Source organism: Alkalibacter rhizosphaerae (assembly GCF_017352215.1).
Classification (GTDB): domain Bacteria; phylum Bacillota; class Clostridia; order Eubacteriales; family Alkalibacteraceae; genus Alkalibacter; species Alkalibacter rhizosphaerae.
In genome coordinates this window covers 1413113-1426916 of the sequence record NZ_CP071444.1, presented here as the reverse complement: position 1 = coordinate 1426916, position 13804 = coordinate 1413113, and the positions used below count along the sequence as shown (strand labels likewise).

The window sequence follows — 13804 nt, the reverse complement described above, 5'->3', positions numbered from 1 at the left end:
TCTTTTGTCTTCCCTTGGGAAGGTCGCTACTATAATATAGGTCGAAAGGGGCCCTTTCCCTTTAAATTTTTACGATTTTTTTTCGTCTTTTTTGTTGTGCTCTCCGATCAGTTCCAGAAGGTCTTCCTGATGGACCGGCTTGCTGAAATAGTAGCCCTGGATGGCATCGCAGTGATGGTCTTTCAAATAACCCATCTGCTCTTCCGTTTCCACCCCTTCCGCCACCACCTTCAACCCCAGTCGGTGGGCCATGGAGATGATGTCGGACGAGATCAAGTCTTCTTCCTCTTCCCGGTGGATGTTGTCGATGAAAAACTTGTCCAGCTTCACCGTGTCGATGCGGATCTCCTTGAGCCTTGCAAAGGAGGAGTATCCGGTGCCAAAGTCGTCCAGTGCGATCTGGATGTTCCGCTTCTGCAGTTCCTTGAGCCGGTCATTGATCAAGAGGAAGTTGTCGAGAAAGATGGATTCCGTGATCTCCAGCTCCAACATGGAGTTGGGTATGGCGGCTTCCTGAATGGTCATGAGGACGATCTTGAGGAAATCCCGCCGCAGCAGCTGGATCCCGCTGACGTTGACGGAAAATCGGATGTCCTCATATCCGGCGTCCTTGCATGCTGCTGCCAGGCAGCATGCTTTTTTCAGGATATGGACCCCCAGGGGATGGATCAGCTTTTTCTTTTCCGCGATGGGGATGAATTCCGCCGGAGAGACAGGCCCCAGTTCCTTGGTATCTAATCGGGCCAGTACCTCCACTCCGGTGATCCGGTCGGTCTTCAGATCCAGCTGGGGCTGGAACATGGCGTAGAGGGTGTTTTCATCGTCATGGATCAAGGCCTGTTCCAGTGCATGTTCAATGATCTCCACCCGCTTTGCCTCTTTTTCAATGATCCTGGTATAGAACATGATGCTGGCCCCCGCCTGGGTGCGGACACTGTCCAGGGCCAGGGAGGCTTTACGCAGCAGCTCGTCGGCGCTATCCGTATTTTCATCCAGTTCCAGGATGCCCACCTCCGCATTGAGATAGCGACGGTCCACATTCTGGCTGAAGGGCTGGTTGAAGATCTCCGAGATCTCCTTGGCCAGGTCGATGAGGGCCCTCTTTTCTTCATATCCCTCTACGTACAGGACGAACCGGTCTGCATTGAAGCGGAAGAGGATGCCCCGGTCTCCCACCAGTTTGGTGATCTCTTTCGCCGATTCCTTCAGGAGTTCGTCCCCGAACTGGTAGCCGTAGGTGTTGTTGATGGTCTTGAAGTTTCGCGAATTCAAAAGAAGGATCGCCCTGTTTCTCCCTGTTTCCTGGCGGACCTGCTGCTCCAAAAACTCCTTCATGTAATCCGCATTGGGCAGTCCCGTCAATGGATCGTAATAGGCCATTTCCATGTTCTGCTTGCTCTTGTCGTAGACCAGGCCGAAAACGATGCCCAAACTCAGGATGATCAGCAGCAGCATGGCGATTTCCGAGGTGATGGTCTCCTTGGTGGCAAGGCGGAAAGCTTCCGTGGAATACAGGAGGGACAAGGTTCCGATCCGGTCTCCTTCTTTTTCCACCGGTACCAGGACCCGGTAGCCGTTGCCCTGGAAGTCCTCGGTTTCAAATCCGGTTTCCTCTTCCTTCCCCAACTCTTGGATGACAAAGGGATCTTGGATTTCTAGTCCCACGTTGGATACCCGGGTACTGGCTAAAATCCGGTTTTCCGGCCCGATGAAGCAGGCCTCCTGGACGTGTCCGTCATCCTTGATGTCTTTCAGAAGATTTTGCATTTGAAAGCCATCGGCGAAGGTCTCCAGCTTTTCCGCCAGCACCCCGATCTGGACAAAGTTGCCGCTGGGATGGCGATAGTATCCGTATTTGTACAGGATCCCGCTTACCGTGTCCGCCCGGATCTCTTCCACCAGGTCGGTGGCGTCGCTTTCCATGAAGCGGTGGACGGGATGATCCGCCGGCGCCACCCAACCCAAGTATTCTCCCGTATTGGATTTGATGATGGTGCCCGTTTCATCGTAGAGGTGGATGATATCCACGTCCAGATTTTTGGAAAACTCCATCAGCTCCTCATTGGTGTGGCTGGTGGATTCCTGGAGGATCATTTTACCTGCAACAAGAAGCTTTTCCTCCAAAAATTCCTGGAAGGTGTCCTGGGCTTTGGAAGCATAGACCAATCCCTGGGAATAGCTCCGGGTCAGGCGAACGGAGTTTTCCTGCAAGGATTCATACATCCGGTTCACCTGGTTGGTGATGGAGGATGCCGTCAGCATGCCGTAAATGAGCACCAGCAGAATGAACGGAGCCACAAAGGCCCGGATGTCCACTGCTTTTGGTTCGCCTTTTTTCTGGATCTTCCTACTCATAATTCTTCTTAAAATTCCGCATTGCCGGAGGTCCTCGGAAAGGGGATCACGTCCCGAATGTTGGCCATGCCCGTCAGGTACATGATCAACCGTTCAAATCCAAGGCCGAATCCGGCGTGTTTCACGCCGCCGTATTTTCGCAGCTCCAAGTACCACCAGTAATCTTCTTCCGACAGGCCTCCGGCCAGGATCCGATCCCTGAGGGTGTCGTGGCGTTCTTCCCGCTGGCTGCCGCCGATGATCTCTCCCACACCGGGCACCAGCAGGTCCATGGCGGCCACTGTCTTTCCGTCGTCGTTGAGGCGCATGTAGAAGGCTTTGATCTCCTTGGGGTAGTCGGTGACGAAAACGGGTTTTTTGAAGACCTCTTCCGTCAGATACCGTTCGTGTTCCGTTTGCAGGTCCGAACCCCAGGAAACGGGATATTCAAATTCTTTCTTGCTCTCCTGGAGGAGTTCCACGGCCCTGGTGTAGGTGATCCGTTCAAATTTGGATCCCAAGATGCCCTCCAGCCGCTCCATAAGCCCCTTGTCGATGAAGGACTGGAAAAACTCCATGTCCTGGGGGCATGTTCCAGAACATATTGGATCAGGTACTTGATCATTTCCTCTGCCAGGTCCATGTCGTCGGAAAGGTCGGCAAAGGCGATCTCCGGTTCGATCATCCAGAACTCCGCCGCATGTCGGGGAGTGTTGGAATTCTCCGCCCGAAAGGTGGGGCCGAAGGTATAGATGTCTTTAAAGGCCAGGGCGAAGATCTCCCCTTCCAGTTGTCCGCTGACGGTGAGGTTGGCCGGTTTTTCAAAGAAGTCCTGCTTGAAATCCACTTGCCCCTCTTCCGTTTTGGGCACATCCGTCAGATCCAGGGTGGTCACCCGAAACATTTCCCCCGCCCCTTCCGCATCGCTGGCGGTGATGATGGGGGTATGGACATGGACGAAGCCCTTCTCTTGAAAAAATTTGTGGACGGCGTAGGATGCCAGGCTTCTCACCCGAAAAACGGCAGAGAAGGTATTGGACCGGGGCCGCAAATGAGCGATGGTCCTTAAATACTCCAGTGTATGACGTTTCTTCTGAAGGGGATACATGCTGTCGGAAGCCGCTTCCAGAACGATCCGAGATGCCTTGATCTCAAAGGGCTGCTTGCTGTCCGGCGTCAACACGAAAGTCCCTGTCACGGAAATGGCGGTGGCTACCCCGAATTTCCCCACTTCTCCAAAGTTTTCCAGGTTTTCCTCATAGACCACTTGGATCCCTTTGAAGGCGGTGCCGTCGTTGACTTCGATGAATCCAAAGTGGCTGGAGGCCCGGTTGGTGCGGATCCAGCCGCCGATGCGAACTTCCTGATCGGCGTAAGCTTCCTTATTTTCATAAAATGCGCGAATGGATGTGTATTTCATGGTATTTTCCTCCGGTAAACGTTTATTTAATCACGAAAATATTATATCATAAGAACACAGGCTACAACAGACCAACCAAACCAGGAAATGAGGGAGAATCACCATGAAAATCGCCAATTATCGAATGAAAAACGAAGACACCGCCCGACTGGGCATCCTGACGGAAAAAGGGATGATCCCCCTGGAGTCCCTGGGACTTCCTGCTGGCGACGTCCCCAAAGACATGATCGCTCTGATCGACAACTTTGACGGGCTGGAAAGGCCCCTGCAGATCGCCCTGGCCCAGGACGACCTACTGCCGGTGGCTTTGGAAGAGACCCAGCTGCTGACTCCCATCCCCTATCCCAGAAGAAACGTCTTCTGTCTGGGGAAAAACTACGTGGAGCATGCCCAGGAGATGAAAGACGTTACGGGCACCTCCAACGACCTGCCCCAGTACCCCATCTACTTCACCAAAGTGGCTTATCCGGCCATGGGGCCGGAAGATGTCCTGGAAAACTTTCAGGAGATCACGGACACCCTGGACTATGAAGTGGAACTGGCGGTGATCATCGGCAAAAAAGGAAAAAACATCCCGGCAGAGGATGCTTTGGACTATATTTTCGGTTATACCATCGGCAACGACATTTCCGTTCGAAACATCCAGAAACAGCACATGCAGTGGTTCAAGGGCAAGAGTTTCGACACCTCCTGTCCCATTGGTCCCGTCATCGTGACCAAAGAGGAGATCGCCTTTCCTCCGGATCTGGCCATCAAAAGCACCGTCAACGGAGAAGTGCGGCAGGAGTCCAGAACGTCCAAGCTGATCTTCGACATCCCCACCATCCTCAGCGACCTGACCCAGGGGATCACCCTCTACCCGGGGGACATCATCCTGACGGGAACGCCGGCAGGGGTGGGAATGGGCTTTCATCCCCCCAAGACGCTAAAACCGGGAGACGAAGTCTGCTGCGAGATCGAAAAAATCGGAAAATTGGTCAACTACGTGGCCAAGTGATCTGCCCGTAGGCCATGGCCAAGGAATGAAATTCTTCAAAAGAAAGGGTCTCCGCCCGCCTGCCTTCTTCCACGCCGGCCAGTTGGAGTAGCTGACGGACCTCTTCCTTTTCTAAAGACAGATTGTTGGACAGGCTGTTTAAAAGGGTCTTTCGACGATTGCCAAAGGCTGCTTTCACCACGGTGAAAAAGGCCTTTTTTTCTTTGTTGCCCATCCGCTCTCCGGATAGGACCTCCAGGTGGATCACGGCTGAATCCACTTTGGGCCGGGGATAAAATACCGTAGCAGGCACAATGAAAGCCAATTCGCTCCGGGTATAGTAGCCGCAAGCCACCGTCAAGGCGCCGTAGTCCTTCCCTCCTGGGGAAGCGGTGATCCGCTGGGCCACTTCCTTTTGGATCATCACTGTGATGCTCTCCAAAGGGAGATCCTTTTCCAGCAGTCCCATGATGATGGGAGTGGTGATGTAATAGGGCAGGTTGGCCACCACTTTAAAGGAGGAGGCGTCGATCTTCTTCAGTTCTTCCACCATATCCAGCTCCAGGATATCCCCGTGGATCAACCGGCAGTTGTCCTTGTCCGCCAGGGTCTCTTTCAAGATGGGGATCAGCTTGTCGTCGATCTCCACCGCCAAGACGGTCTGTGCCCGATCGCACAGCTCCCTGGTCATGGTGCCGATGCCGGGGCCGATCTCCAGGACCACGTCGGTGGGCTGGATATGGGCTGCATCCACGATTTTTCGTACGATGTTTTCATCGGTGAGAAAGTTCTGTCCAAACCGCTTGTTCATGGTGAATCCGTGTTTTTTCAACAAGGCTTCCATGACCCTGGGTGATGTAAGTCTCTCCATCCTAACATTCCTCTCCTTTCATCTCTTCCATGGCTTTTTCCGCATCTTCCACCGCCCGCCCCAATTGCTCCGGCGTGATGGCGTAGGAATTGATCCTTCCCATGAACTGCTTGGCGTTGGCGTAACCGATGCCCAGGGCCTCCCCTACCATCCGCCGTTTTTCTTTGGCCCCCCCTCCGTGGAGCAGTCCCAGATGAAGGAGATCCTCCAGCCGGTGGGTCTCTTCATCGGAAATGTGGTATTTGGCATCCTTCAAGGCTTGCCGAATGACCTGGGGACTGGCGTTTTCCACCCCCACATTGCCGTTTTTCAACCCGTCCGCCTTGGCCAGGTAGGCGTTTTTGCAGCCTGGGATCCGGTCATTGATCATTCGTCGGATCTTTTCTCCGGGAAAATCCGGATCCGTCAATACGATGACGCCGGAGTGGTCCGCCACCTGTTGGATCAGTTGGAGGGTGGCCTCTTCCAGCCCCAGACCGCTGGTGGCGATCACCTGGGCGTGGACCGCCTTTTTTACGGCGGCAATATCGTCTTTGCCCTCCACCACGATCCATTCCCGGATGGTGGGCTTGTCCGTCAAAATAATCCCTCCAACAATATTTTCGTCCCGATCAGCACCAGGACGGCCCCTCCAAAGATCTCCGCTCCCCATTGGAAACGGAAGCCCAGATACTGGCCGAACCGGGCCCCCACGAAGGACAAAAGGGCGGTGACGATTCCGATGATGGCCACCACCAGAAGGATGTTGACTTGCAGGAGGGCAAAGCCTACTCCGCTGATCAATGCATCGATGCTGGTGGCCACCGCCAGAGTCAACAGGTACTTGTTGGTCAATTTTTCATTTTTACATTTGTCCGGTTCCTTGGCTTCCAGCATCATGCGAACGCCTAAAAATCCCAACAGTCCAAATGCGATCCAATGGGTCACCTGATGGATCCGGTCCGCCAGGCCATATGCCAGCACATAGCCGATCAGGGGCATGAATGCCTGAAAAAAACCAAAATACAAAGCGATCCGCAGCTGGGTGCCCGTGGTCCTGGCCTTGTTTGTCACCCCGCAGGAGGCGGCAACGGCAAAGGCGTCCATGGACAGGGCCACTGCAGTACTCAACAGTAGGGCAGGGGTCATGGATTTTCCTCTTTCTTTTTGATGATTTGCGCCAACAACCAGTCCCGCCGGTTGTTTTCCGGTTCCAGGACGACTTTTCGCAACAGTCCGTTCAAGATCTCCCCGATTTCTCTTCCCCGGTAGCCCAATTCCTTCAAGTCGGCTCCGCCAATGGCAAGATCCGTGACTTTTCTGGGTACTCTGCCTTGTATGACCTCTTCCAGAAGACGCTCCCAGACGGGGAACCGGCCCAAAACCTGATCCAGCTGCTGGAACAGGCGAAACTGTTCTTCCTGAAAAGCAGGCAAATGATCCATGAAGCCCTCCATGGTCTCCACCGTCTCGTACCATGCCATGGCCATGGCATTTTTTTGGATCCGGCGCTGGTACTTCAACTGATCCAGTGCCTTTTGGATGGATCTCGCTTCTTTCAGGGGACGAAGGAACAAATAGACCTTCAAGGACAGGTCTTGGAACGCCACGTGGATGGATCCGGTGTAGGCTTCCCAACTTTCCAAGTCCGGATCCATGTTTTCATCCAGCTCCGGCAGGATCTCTCCTATCAAATGGAGACGGTACAACAACTCCACTCCCCGCCTGGCGCTGTCGCAAAGGAGGATCCGGTCCAGCTCCGTTTTGATCCGCTCGCCGCTGACCCCTTCCAGACCGGGGTCCGTCTTGATGGATTTTAGAATGTCCTCATGGATCAGGTAATTGTTTTCACAGGCGATCCGGATCCCCCGCAGTTTGCGGAGCCGGTCTTCCCGAAACCGGACTTTTGCCCGGCCGATGGTGCGAAGAAGGTGGTTTTTCAGGTCTTCCATGCCGTTGTAGTAGTCGTAGACACTCAGGTCCTTGTCCAGGGCAATGGCGTTCATGGTAAAATCCCTTCGGCTCAGATCCGACAGGAGGGAATCGGAATAAAAGACCATGTCCGGCCGCCTTCCGTCGGAATACCGATGTTCCAGCCGAAAGGTGGTGATCTCAAAATATTCCCCGTTGAACTCGGCGGTGATGGTGCCGAAGTCCACTCCCGTCTCGATGTATTTTTCAAAAATTTCCTTGATCTCCTCCGGTTTTGCATCGGTGGTGAAATCAAAGTCCTTTGGGGTTTTTCCGGACAAGATGTCCCGGACGGCTCCCCCCACCAGGTAGCACTTGTACCCTCTGGATTCTATGTATTCCATAAATGCACGAACATTATCCGGCAGATTCATCAACGCTCATCCCTTACTTTCCAACGATCTCCAATAACCCGGTCCAATCCTCCACCAGGTATTCCGGCTCTTCCTTCAACAAGGTGTCCGGATGATTGTATCCCCAGGCGACGGCGGCACAGTCCACCCCTGCTGCCTTGCAGGCCACAATATCCCGGGATTCATCTCCCACATACAGTATATCATCTTTTTCCAACCCGTATTTCCTGGATACGGCCTGGAGCTTCACTTGCTTGCTCATCAAGGGGGAAGACACGATGAAGTCAAATAGGTCGATGCCCTGATGATCCAAAAAAGCCGTCACGTTTTTTCGGTTGTTGGAGGTGATGATGCCCAGGTATTCCACCCGGCTTTTCAATTCCACAAGATGCTCCTTCAAAGCCGGGTCAAAAGGCGACACCTTGCTCATCTCTCCCCGCATCAGGCGTTGGGCCGTCTTCATGATCTTGGGCAGTTTTGCCATGGGGATCCTGGTGGAGTCCATCATTTCCCGAAATGTCATCTTCTTCAGGGCTTGGAGCTCTTCCTGCCGGACCGGCTCGTAATCGTAACGGTCTGCCAGCTCATTGTATATATTCAAGGCCAAAGCTTCCGTATTGGCCAATGTTCCGTCAAAGTCAAATATGACGCTTCGATATTTCATAAGAACCCTCGATCATTTCATTTTTTGAATAGTACCATTATAATATAGATCAAGGGAAAGTATAGATTTTTTATTGACTTTTCTTTCATTCCTCTATATAATCAGTCTATACTTTACTACACTAAAGCAATAAAGCGGAGGTGCTTTATGATCAACTATTATATCGATGGAGTCAATGATCTCCATTTTCAGGAACTGCTGGGTTATGAGCGGATCAACGATGCCATTGAAGGCGTCATGCGCCGATACGGCTACAAGCCCATTTTGACCCCGAATTTTGAATACTACGACATGTATTCCATGGATACGTCCCTTTCCCGGGACAAGATGTTCAAGCTCATCGACAAAACGGGAAAAGTGATGGTCCTGCGCCCCGATGCCACCATCCCCATCTGCCGGATGGCCGCCAATACTTTCAAAGATCCAAAAGAAGTCCTGAAGTTCTCCTACATCACCACCATCTTTCGGGAGGACAACAGCAAGACCAACTACCGGAAGGACTTTATCCAAGGTGGGGTGGAATACTTCGGCAACGAAGGGGCGGACTGCGACGGGGAAGTGATCGCCGTAGCCGTTTCCATGCTCCAGGATCTGGGACTGAAAAACATCCACATCGACGTGGGACAAGTGGCCTTCCTGGACGGCCTCCTTTCCGGTCTGGACCTGGCTCCGGCCGACTCCCTGAGGATCAACGAACTCATTGAAAACAAGAACCTGGGAGACTTGAAGGTCTGCCTGTCCAACCTGAACATCGAAGCGCCGGTCTACGACGTCCTCATGAAAGTCCCCATGCTCTTTGGCGCCTACGACGACGTTCTGCCCAAGGCCCGGGCCTTGTGCATCAACCCCGCCATGGAAAAGGCCATCAAAAACCTGGAAGAAGTGTACCGGATCCTGAAGGCCTACGAGATGGAATCCTATCTCTACCTGGACTTTGGGTTCACCAACCAGCTCAACTACTACAGCGGACTGATCTTCAAGGGATACGCCCAGGACTGGGGGGACAGCCTCCTCTCTGGAGGCCGCTACGACCACCTGTCCTCCACCTTCGGGGTGGACCGACCGGCATGCGGCTTTGGCATCAACATCAGCCTGTTGACGGAAGTATTGGGAGGGGAAGAAAGCCATATGGACTACTTCGACGCCCTGATCCGCACTGTTCCCTCCCAAATGTCCACCGCCATCGCCACGGCCTCCCTCCTTCGACAGCTGGGCCGCAGCGTCAACCTCCTCGTGATGGATCACGCTTACGACCCGGAGACCTACCGCCGGATCCTCCAGATAACGGAAGACGGACTGTATATGGAAGAGGGAGCGGGATTGGTCCCCATCACCACGGAAACTCTGCTGGAACAATGGAAAGGAGAGAGCCTTCGATGAAAAACCTGAACATCGCCCTGGCCAAGGGCCGGGTGGCCGATCAGGCCATCCAGCTGCTCATGGACTGCGGCTGCCAATTTGACGATTACAGCAAGGACAGCCGAAAGCTGATCTTCTCCGACAAAAAGAACAACATCAAGGTCACCCTGGTCAAGTCTCCCGACGTGCCCGTGTATGTGGAAAAGGGAGCCGCCGATGCGGGCATCGTAGGCAAGGACATCCTCCTGGAAGAAAAGGCCGACGTCTACGAGCTGGTGAATTTGAACATCGGCAAGTGCCACATGTGCGTGGCCGGGTTTGCGGACAAAAAACCGGACTACAGCAAAAAGATCACCGTGGCCACCAAATACCCCAACATCACCAAAGACCATTTTCACAAGTTGGGGGTCTTGACGGACATCATCAAGCTCAACGGATCCGTGGAGTTGGCGCCCCTGATCGGCCTGTCGGACATCATCGTGGACATCGTGGAAAGCGGCAAGACCCTGGAGGAAAACGGACTGGTGGTCCATGAAAAGTTTCTGCCCATCAGCGCCCGGCTCATCAGCAACAAAGTCAGCCTGAAGACGAAAAACGAGGAGATCCAGTGGGTCATCCGGTCGTTGGCGTCCCTGGCGGACCAGGAGGGATCGTAAATGAAAACTTATATCCTAAAAGAAAGTCAAATCAATAAAAAGACGGTGGACGACCTGCTCTCCCGCAGCGACGAACAAAACCGGAACGTGGAAGAGGCGGTCTCCCGGATCCTTGACCGGGTCCGACAGGAAGGGGACGCCGCCTTGTTCTCCTACACGGAAGCCTTCGACAAGGTCCGTCTGGAGACCTTGAAAGTGACGCCGGAGGAGATCCAGGCCGGCTATGACGCAGTGGATCCCGACTTTATCGAGACCATGGTCCAAGCCCGGGAAAACATCACCACCTACCACGAAGAACAGCGTGCCGATTCCTGGCTGAAGCACTTCGGCCCGGGCATCCGGCTGGGACAGCAGATCACCCCCATCCAACGGGTGGGCCTCTACGTCCCCGGCGGAAAAGCCGGCTATCCTTCCACCGTTCTCATGGACGCCATTCCCGCCAAGGTGGCCGGGGTGACCTCCATCGCCATGATCACTCCGCCGCGAAAGGACGGGAGTCTGGATCCCAACATCCTGGCAGCCGCCAAGATCGCCGGCATCGACGAGATCTACAAGGTGGGCGGCGCCCAGGGCATCGCCGCCCTGGCCTACGGAACAGAGACCATCGATCCTGTCTACAAGATCGTGGGACCGGGAAACATTTACGTGGCCACAGCGAAAAAGCAGGTCTTCGGAAGAGTGGACATCGACATGATCGCCGGCCCCAGCGAGATCTGCATCATCGCCGACGTCAAGGCCCGGCCCGACTTCATCGCCGCCGACCTGCTGAGCCAGGCGGAACACGACGAAATGGCTTCCTCCATGCTGATCACCTGGAGCCCGTCCCTGGCGGAGGCGGTAAAAACGTCTTTATACCAACAAATGGACCGGCTGCCCCGAAGGGAGATCATGAAACGGTCCATCGAGGACAACGGCAAGGTGTTTCTGGTGGATTCTCCGGCGGAAGCTACGGCCCTGTCCAACCTCATCGCCCCGGAACACCTGGAGCTCATGGTGGAAGAACCGATGGAAATGCTGCCGTCCATCACCAATGCCGGCGCCATATTTCTGGGAGCCTACACGCCGGAACCCATCGGAGATTACTTCGCCGGACCCAACCACACCCTGCCTACCTCCGGGACCGCCCGCTTTTCTTCCCCCCTGGGTGTCTACGACTTTGTCAAACGGAGTAGCGTATTGTATTATGACAGGGAAAGCTTGGCCGATGTGAGCCGCCGGGTCGCCGATTTTGCCACCCGGGAGGGATTTTACTCCCACGCCAACGCCATTGTCATACGTTTTAAAGATGGAAAGGAGCGCTAACATGAGAAGTGCAAGCCGAAGTAGAAGAACACTGGAAACGGAACTATCCTGCCGCCTGGATCTGGACGGCAGCGGAAAATATGAAGGGACCACCGGCATGGGGTTTTTCGACCACATGATGACCCTCCTGGCCAAACATGCCAAGATGGACCTGTCCCTGACCTGCAAGGGCGACCTGGAAGTGGATACCCACCACACGGTGGAAGATCTGGGGATCCTTCTTGGAGAGGCCTTGAAGGAAGCCTTGGGCAACAAGGAGGGGATCCGCCGCTACGGCACCTTCTACTGCCCCATGGACGAAGTCCTGACCCGGACCTCCCTGGATTTGAGCGGCAGGGGCTATCTGGTTTTTGATGTTCCCCTGACCCGGGAGAAGGTGGGGGATTTTGAAACGGAGATGCTGAAGGAATTCCTCTATGCCCTGGCCATCCAGTCCGGCACCACCCTCCACGTCACCACCCTGTACGGAAATAACGACCACCACATTTTGGAATCCGTCTTCAAATCCTTGGGACGGGCCCTGGGGGAAGCCGTCTCCACCGACGGGACCAAGGACATTCCCTCCACCAAGGGCCTTCTGTAGGTGGCCGGCATGATCGCCATCGTGGATTACGGCGTCGGGAACCTGAAAAACGTGTACAATGCGTTGACGCAGCTGGGAATGGAATGCATCATCACCGGCGACAGGGAAGCCATCGACCAGGCGGATGCCATTGTCCTTCCCGGTGTGGGCGCCTTCAAGGACGCCATGGACCATCTGGTGGATTCCGGCTTGGACAAGGTGATCAAGGATTATGCGGCAAAAGGCAAGCCCCTTCTTGGGATCTGCCTGGGGATGCAGCTTCTCTTTGAAACCAGCTACGAAGACGGGATCTGGCAGGGCCTGGGTCTGTTGAAAGGGGAGATCGTCCGCTTTCAACCGGGGCGCAAAGTCCCCCACATGGGATGGAACCAGCTCCACATCAAAAGGGACCACCTTTTGGTAAAGGGGATCGAAGACGGAGAATACGTCTATTTCGTCCATTCCTACCACCTGGACCCGGCCTACATGGACGATGTTCTCCTGTATACGGACTATGGGGTGGACGTACCTGCCGTGGTCTGCAGGGACAACGTCATGGGGATGCAGTTTCATCCGGAAAAGAGCAGCACCACCGGCATCAAACTGCTGGAAAATTTTAAGGAGTTGATATCATGATCGTATTGCCGGCAATCGATATAAAAAACGGACGGTGCGTCCGCCTGCAGCAAGGACTGATGGATCAGGAGACCGCCTATTTCGACGATCCCGTCCAAGTGGCGAAAATGTGGGAAACGCAAGGAGCCTCCTACCTTCACCTGGTGGACCTGGACGGCGCCTTTACAGGAAACCAGCCCAATAAAGACCTGATCCGCCGGATGGTGGCATCCGTCTCCATCCCGGTAGAGCTGGGAGGGGGGATCCGAAGCGAAGAAACGGTGGATTCCTACCTGTCCATGGGAGTGGACCGGGTGATCCTGGGTACCCGTGCCGTGGAGGACATGGACCTGGTCAAAAGGCTTTGCGACAAATATCCCGGCCGGATCGCCGTATCCGTAGACGCCAAAGGGGACTTTGTTGCCGTCAAAGGCTGGGTGGAGACCAGCGACAAGAAGGTCCTTCCCTTTTGCAGGGAGCTTCAAGAAGCCGGCGTGGCCACCATCATCTATACGGACATTTCCCGGGACGGCATGCTCATGGGACCCAACGTGGAGATGCTGAAGACCCTTCAGGAAAAACTGGATGTGGACATCATCGCTTCCGGGGGCATTGCCCGGATCGATAACATCAAGGAACTGGCCGGTCTGGACCTATACGGCGCCATCACTGGAAAGGCCCTTTATGAAGGGACCCTGACCATGAAAGAAATCCTGGACTTCCTTGGGGAGGACCGATAACC

Annotated in this window: 13 protein-coding genes and 1 pseudogene; 7 read left to right on the top strand and 7 right to left on the bottom strand. The window is 54.5% G+C overall.

Annotated features, from left to right (window positions below):
- Positions 1–69: 69 nt before the first annotated feature.
- Both J0B03_RS07175 and asnS read right to left on the bottom strand, forming a co-directional pair.
- Complete coding sequence (locus tag J0B03_RS07175) at positions 70–2355, bottom strand: putative bifunctional diguanylate cyclase/phosphodiesterase (RefSeq protein WP_207298959.1); 2286 nt, start codon at positions 2353–2355, stop codon at positions 70–72.
- A gap of 8 nt (positions 2356–2363) precedes the next feature.
- Positions 2364–3754 (bottom strand): annotated as a pseudogene (asnS, locus tag J0B03_RS07170) (asparagine--tRNA ligase).
- A gap of 103 nt (positions 3755–3857) precedes the next feature.
- On the opposite strand from asnS, the gene J0B03_RS07165 reads away from it, so the two are divergent.
- On the top strand, positions 3858–4751 hold the full coding sequence (locus J0B03_RS07165; protein ID WP_207298958.1) for a fumarylacetoacetate hydrolase family protein: 894 nt from the start codon (positions 3858–3860) through the stop codon (positions 4749–4751).
- On the opposite strand, the gene rsmA is transcribed toward J0B03_RS07165, so the two are convergent.
- From rsmA to J0B03_RS07140, 5 genes are read right to left on the bottom strand one after another with little or no spacing between them, the layout of a single operon-like run.
- Entirely contained in the window at positions 4732–5601 is an 870-nt protein-coding gene (gene rsmA, locus J0B03_RS07160; protein WP_207298957.1) for a 16S rRNA (adenine(1518)-N(6)/adenine(1519)-N(6))-dimethyltransferase RsmA, read from the bottom strand. The two genes, J0B03_RS07165 and rsmA, sit on opposite strands and share 20 nt — an antisense overlap.
- Before the next feature lies 1 nt (position 5602).
- A complete protein-coding gene (gene rnmV, locus J0B03_RS07155; RefSeq protein ID WP_246798089.1) occupies positions 5603–6181 on the bottom strand; it encodes a ribonuclease M5 in 579 nt (192 codons plus the stop codon).
- Entirely contained in the window at positions 6178–6729 is a 552-nt protein-coding gene (locus J0B03_RS07150; protein WP_207298955.1) for a manganese efflux pump MntP, read from the bottom strand. The genes rnmV and J0B03_RS07150 overlap by 4 nt, the downstream gene beginning before the upstream one ends.
- Positions 6726–7925 carry a CCA tRNA nucleotidyltransferase gene (locus tag J0B03_RS07145; protein WP_207298954.1) on the bottom strand — a complete coding sequence of 400 codons (1200 nt, stop codon included), beginning with the start codon at positions 7923–7925 and terminating at the stop codon, positions 6726–6728. The genes J0B03_RS07150 and J0B03_RS07145 overlap by 4 nt, the downstream gene beginning before the upstream one ends.
- Positions 7926–7938: 13 nt before the next feature.
- Entirely contained in the window at positions 7939–8568 is a 630-nt protein-coding gene (locus J0B03_RS07140; RefSeq protein WP_207298953.1) for an HAD-IA family hydrolase, read from the bottom strand.
- A gap of 147 nt (positions 8569–8715) precedes the next feature.
- On the opposite strand from J0B03_RS07140, the gene hisZ reads away from it, so the two are divergent.
- From hisZ to hisA, 6 genes are read left to right on the top strand one after another with little or no spacing between them, the layout of a single operon-like run.
- Complete coding sequence (gene hisZ, locus J0B03_RS07135) at positions 8716–9948, top strand: ATP phosphoribosyltransferase regulatory subunit (protein WP_207298952.1); 1233 nt, start codon at positions 8716–8718, stop codon at positions 9946–9948.
- Positions 9945–10583: an ATP phosphoribosyltransferase gene (gene hisG, locus J0B03_RS07130; RefSeq protein ID WP_207298951.1), complete on the top strand. Its 639-nt coding sequence runs from the start codon at positions 9945–9947 to the stop codon at positions 10581–10583. The genes hisZ and hisG overlap by 4 nt, the downstream gene beginning before the upstream one ends.
- On the top strand, positions 10584–11885 hold the full coding sequence (hisD, locus tag J0B03_RS07125) for a histidinol dehydrogenase (protein ID WP_207298950.1): 1302 nt from the start codon (positions 10584–10586) through the stop codon (positions 11883–11885). It abuts the gene before it with no gap.
- 1 nt (position 11886) lies between these two features.
- Complete coding sequence (hisB, locus tag J0B03_RS07120) at positions 11887–12468, top strand: imidazoleglycerol-phosphate dehydratase HisB (RefSeq protein WP_207298949.1); 582 nt, start codon at positions 11887–11889, stop codon at positions 12466–12468.
- Between the two features lie 9 nt (positions 12469–12477).
- Positions 12478–13083, top strand: a complete 606-nt coding sequence (gene hisH / locus J0B03_RS07115) for an imidazole glycerol phosphate synthase subunit HisH (protein WP_207298948.1) — start codon at positions 12478–12480, stop codon at positions 13081–13083.
- Entirely contained in the window at positions 13080–13802 is a 723-nt protein-coding gene (gene hisA, locus J0B03_RS07110) for a 1-(5-phosphoribosyl)-5-[(5-phosphoribosylamino)methylideneamino]imidazole-4-carboxamide isomerase (RefSeq protein WP_207298947.1), read from the top strand. The genes hisH and hisA overlap by 4 nt, the downstream gene beginning before the upstream one ends.
- Positions 13803–13804: the final 2 nt, after the last annotated feature.

Excerpts from the sequence above, each read along its gene's own strand:
- J0B03_RS07175 (WP_207298959.1), bottom strand. The coding sequence starts at position 2,355 with ATGAGTAGGAAGATCCAGAAAAAAGGCGAACCAAAAGCAGTGGACATC.
- J0B03_RS07165 (WP_207298958.1), top strand. The coding sequence starts at position 3,858 with ATGAAAATCGCCAATTATCGAATGAAAAACGAAGACACCGCCCGACTG.
- rsmA (WP_207298957.1), bottom strand. The coding sequence starts at position 5,601 with ATGGAGAGACTTACATCACCCAGGGTCATGGAAGCCTTGTTGAAAAAA.
- J0B03_RS07150 (WP_207298955.1), bottom strand. The coding sequence starts at position 6,729 with ATGACCCCTGCCCTACTGTTGAGTACTGCAGTGGCCCTGTCCATGGAC.
- J0B03_RS07145 (WP_207298954.1), bottom strand. The coding sequence starts at position 7,925 with ATGAATCTGCCGGATAATGTTCGTGCATTTATGGAATACATAGAATCC.
- J0B03_RS07140 (WP_207298953.1), bottom strand. The coding sequence starts at position 8,568 with ATGAAATATCGAAGCGTCATATTTGACTTTGACGGAACATTGGCCAAT.
- hisZ (WP_207298952.1), top strand. The coding sequence starts at position 8,716 with ATGATCAACTATTATATCGATGGAGTCAATGATCTCCATTTTCAGGAA.
- hisG (WP_207298951.1), top strand. The coding sequence starts at position 9,945 with ATGAAAAACCTGAACATCGCCCTGGCCAAGGGCCGGGTGGCCGATCAG.
- hisD (WP_207298950.1), top strand. The coding sequence starts at position 10,584 with ATGAAAACTTATATCCTAAAAGAAAGTCAAATCAATAAAAAGACGGTG.
- hisB (WP_207298949.1), top strand. The coding sequence starts at position 11,887 with ATGAGAAGTGCAAGCCGAAGTAGAAGAACACTGGAAACGGAACTATCC.
- hisH (WP_207298948.1), top strand. The coding sequence starts at position 12,478 with ATGATCGCCATCGTGGATTACGGCGTCGGGAACCTGAAAAACGTGTAC.
- hisA (WP_207298947.1), top strand. The coding sequence starts at position 13,080 with ATGATCGTATTGCCGGCAATCGATATAAAAAACGGACGGTGCGTCCGC.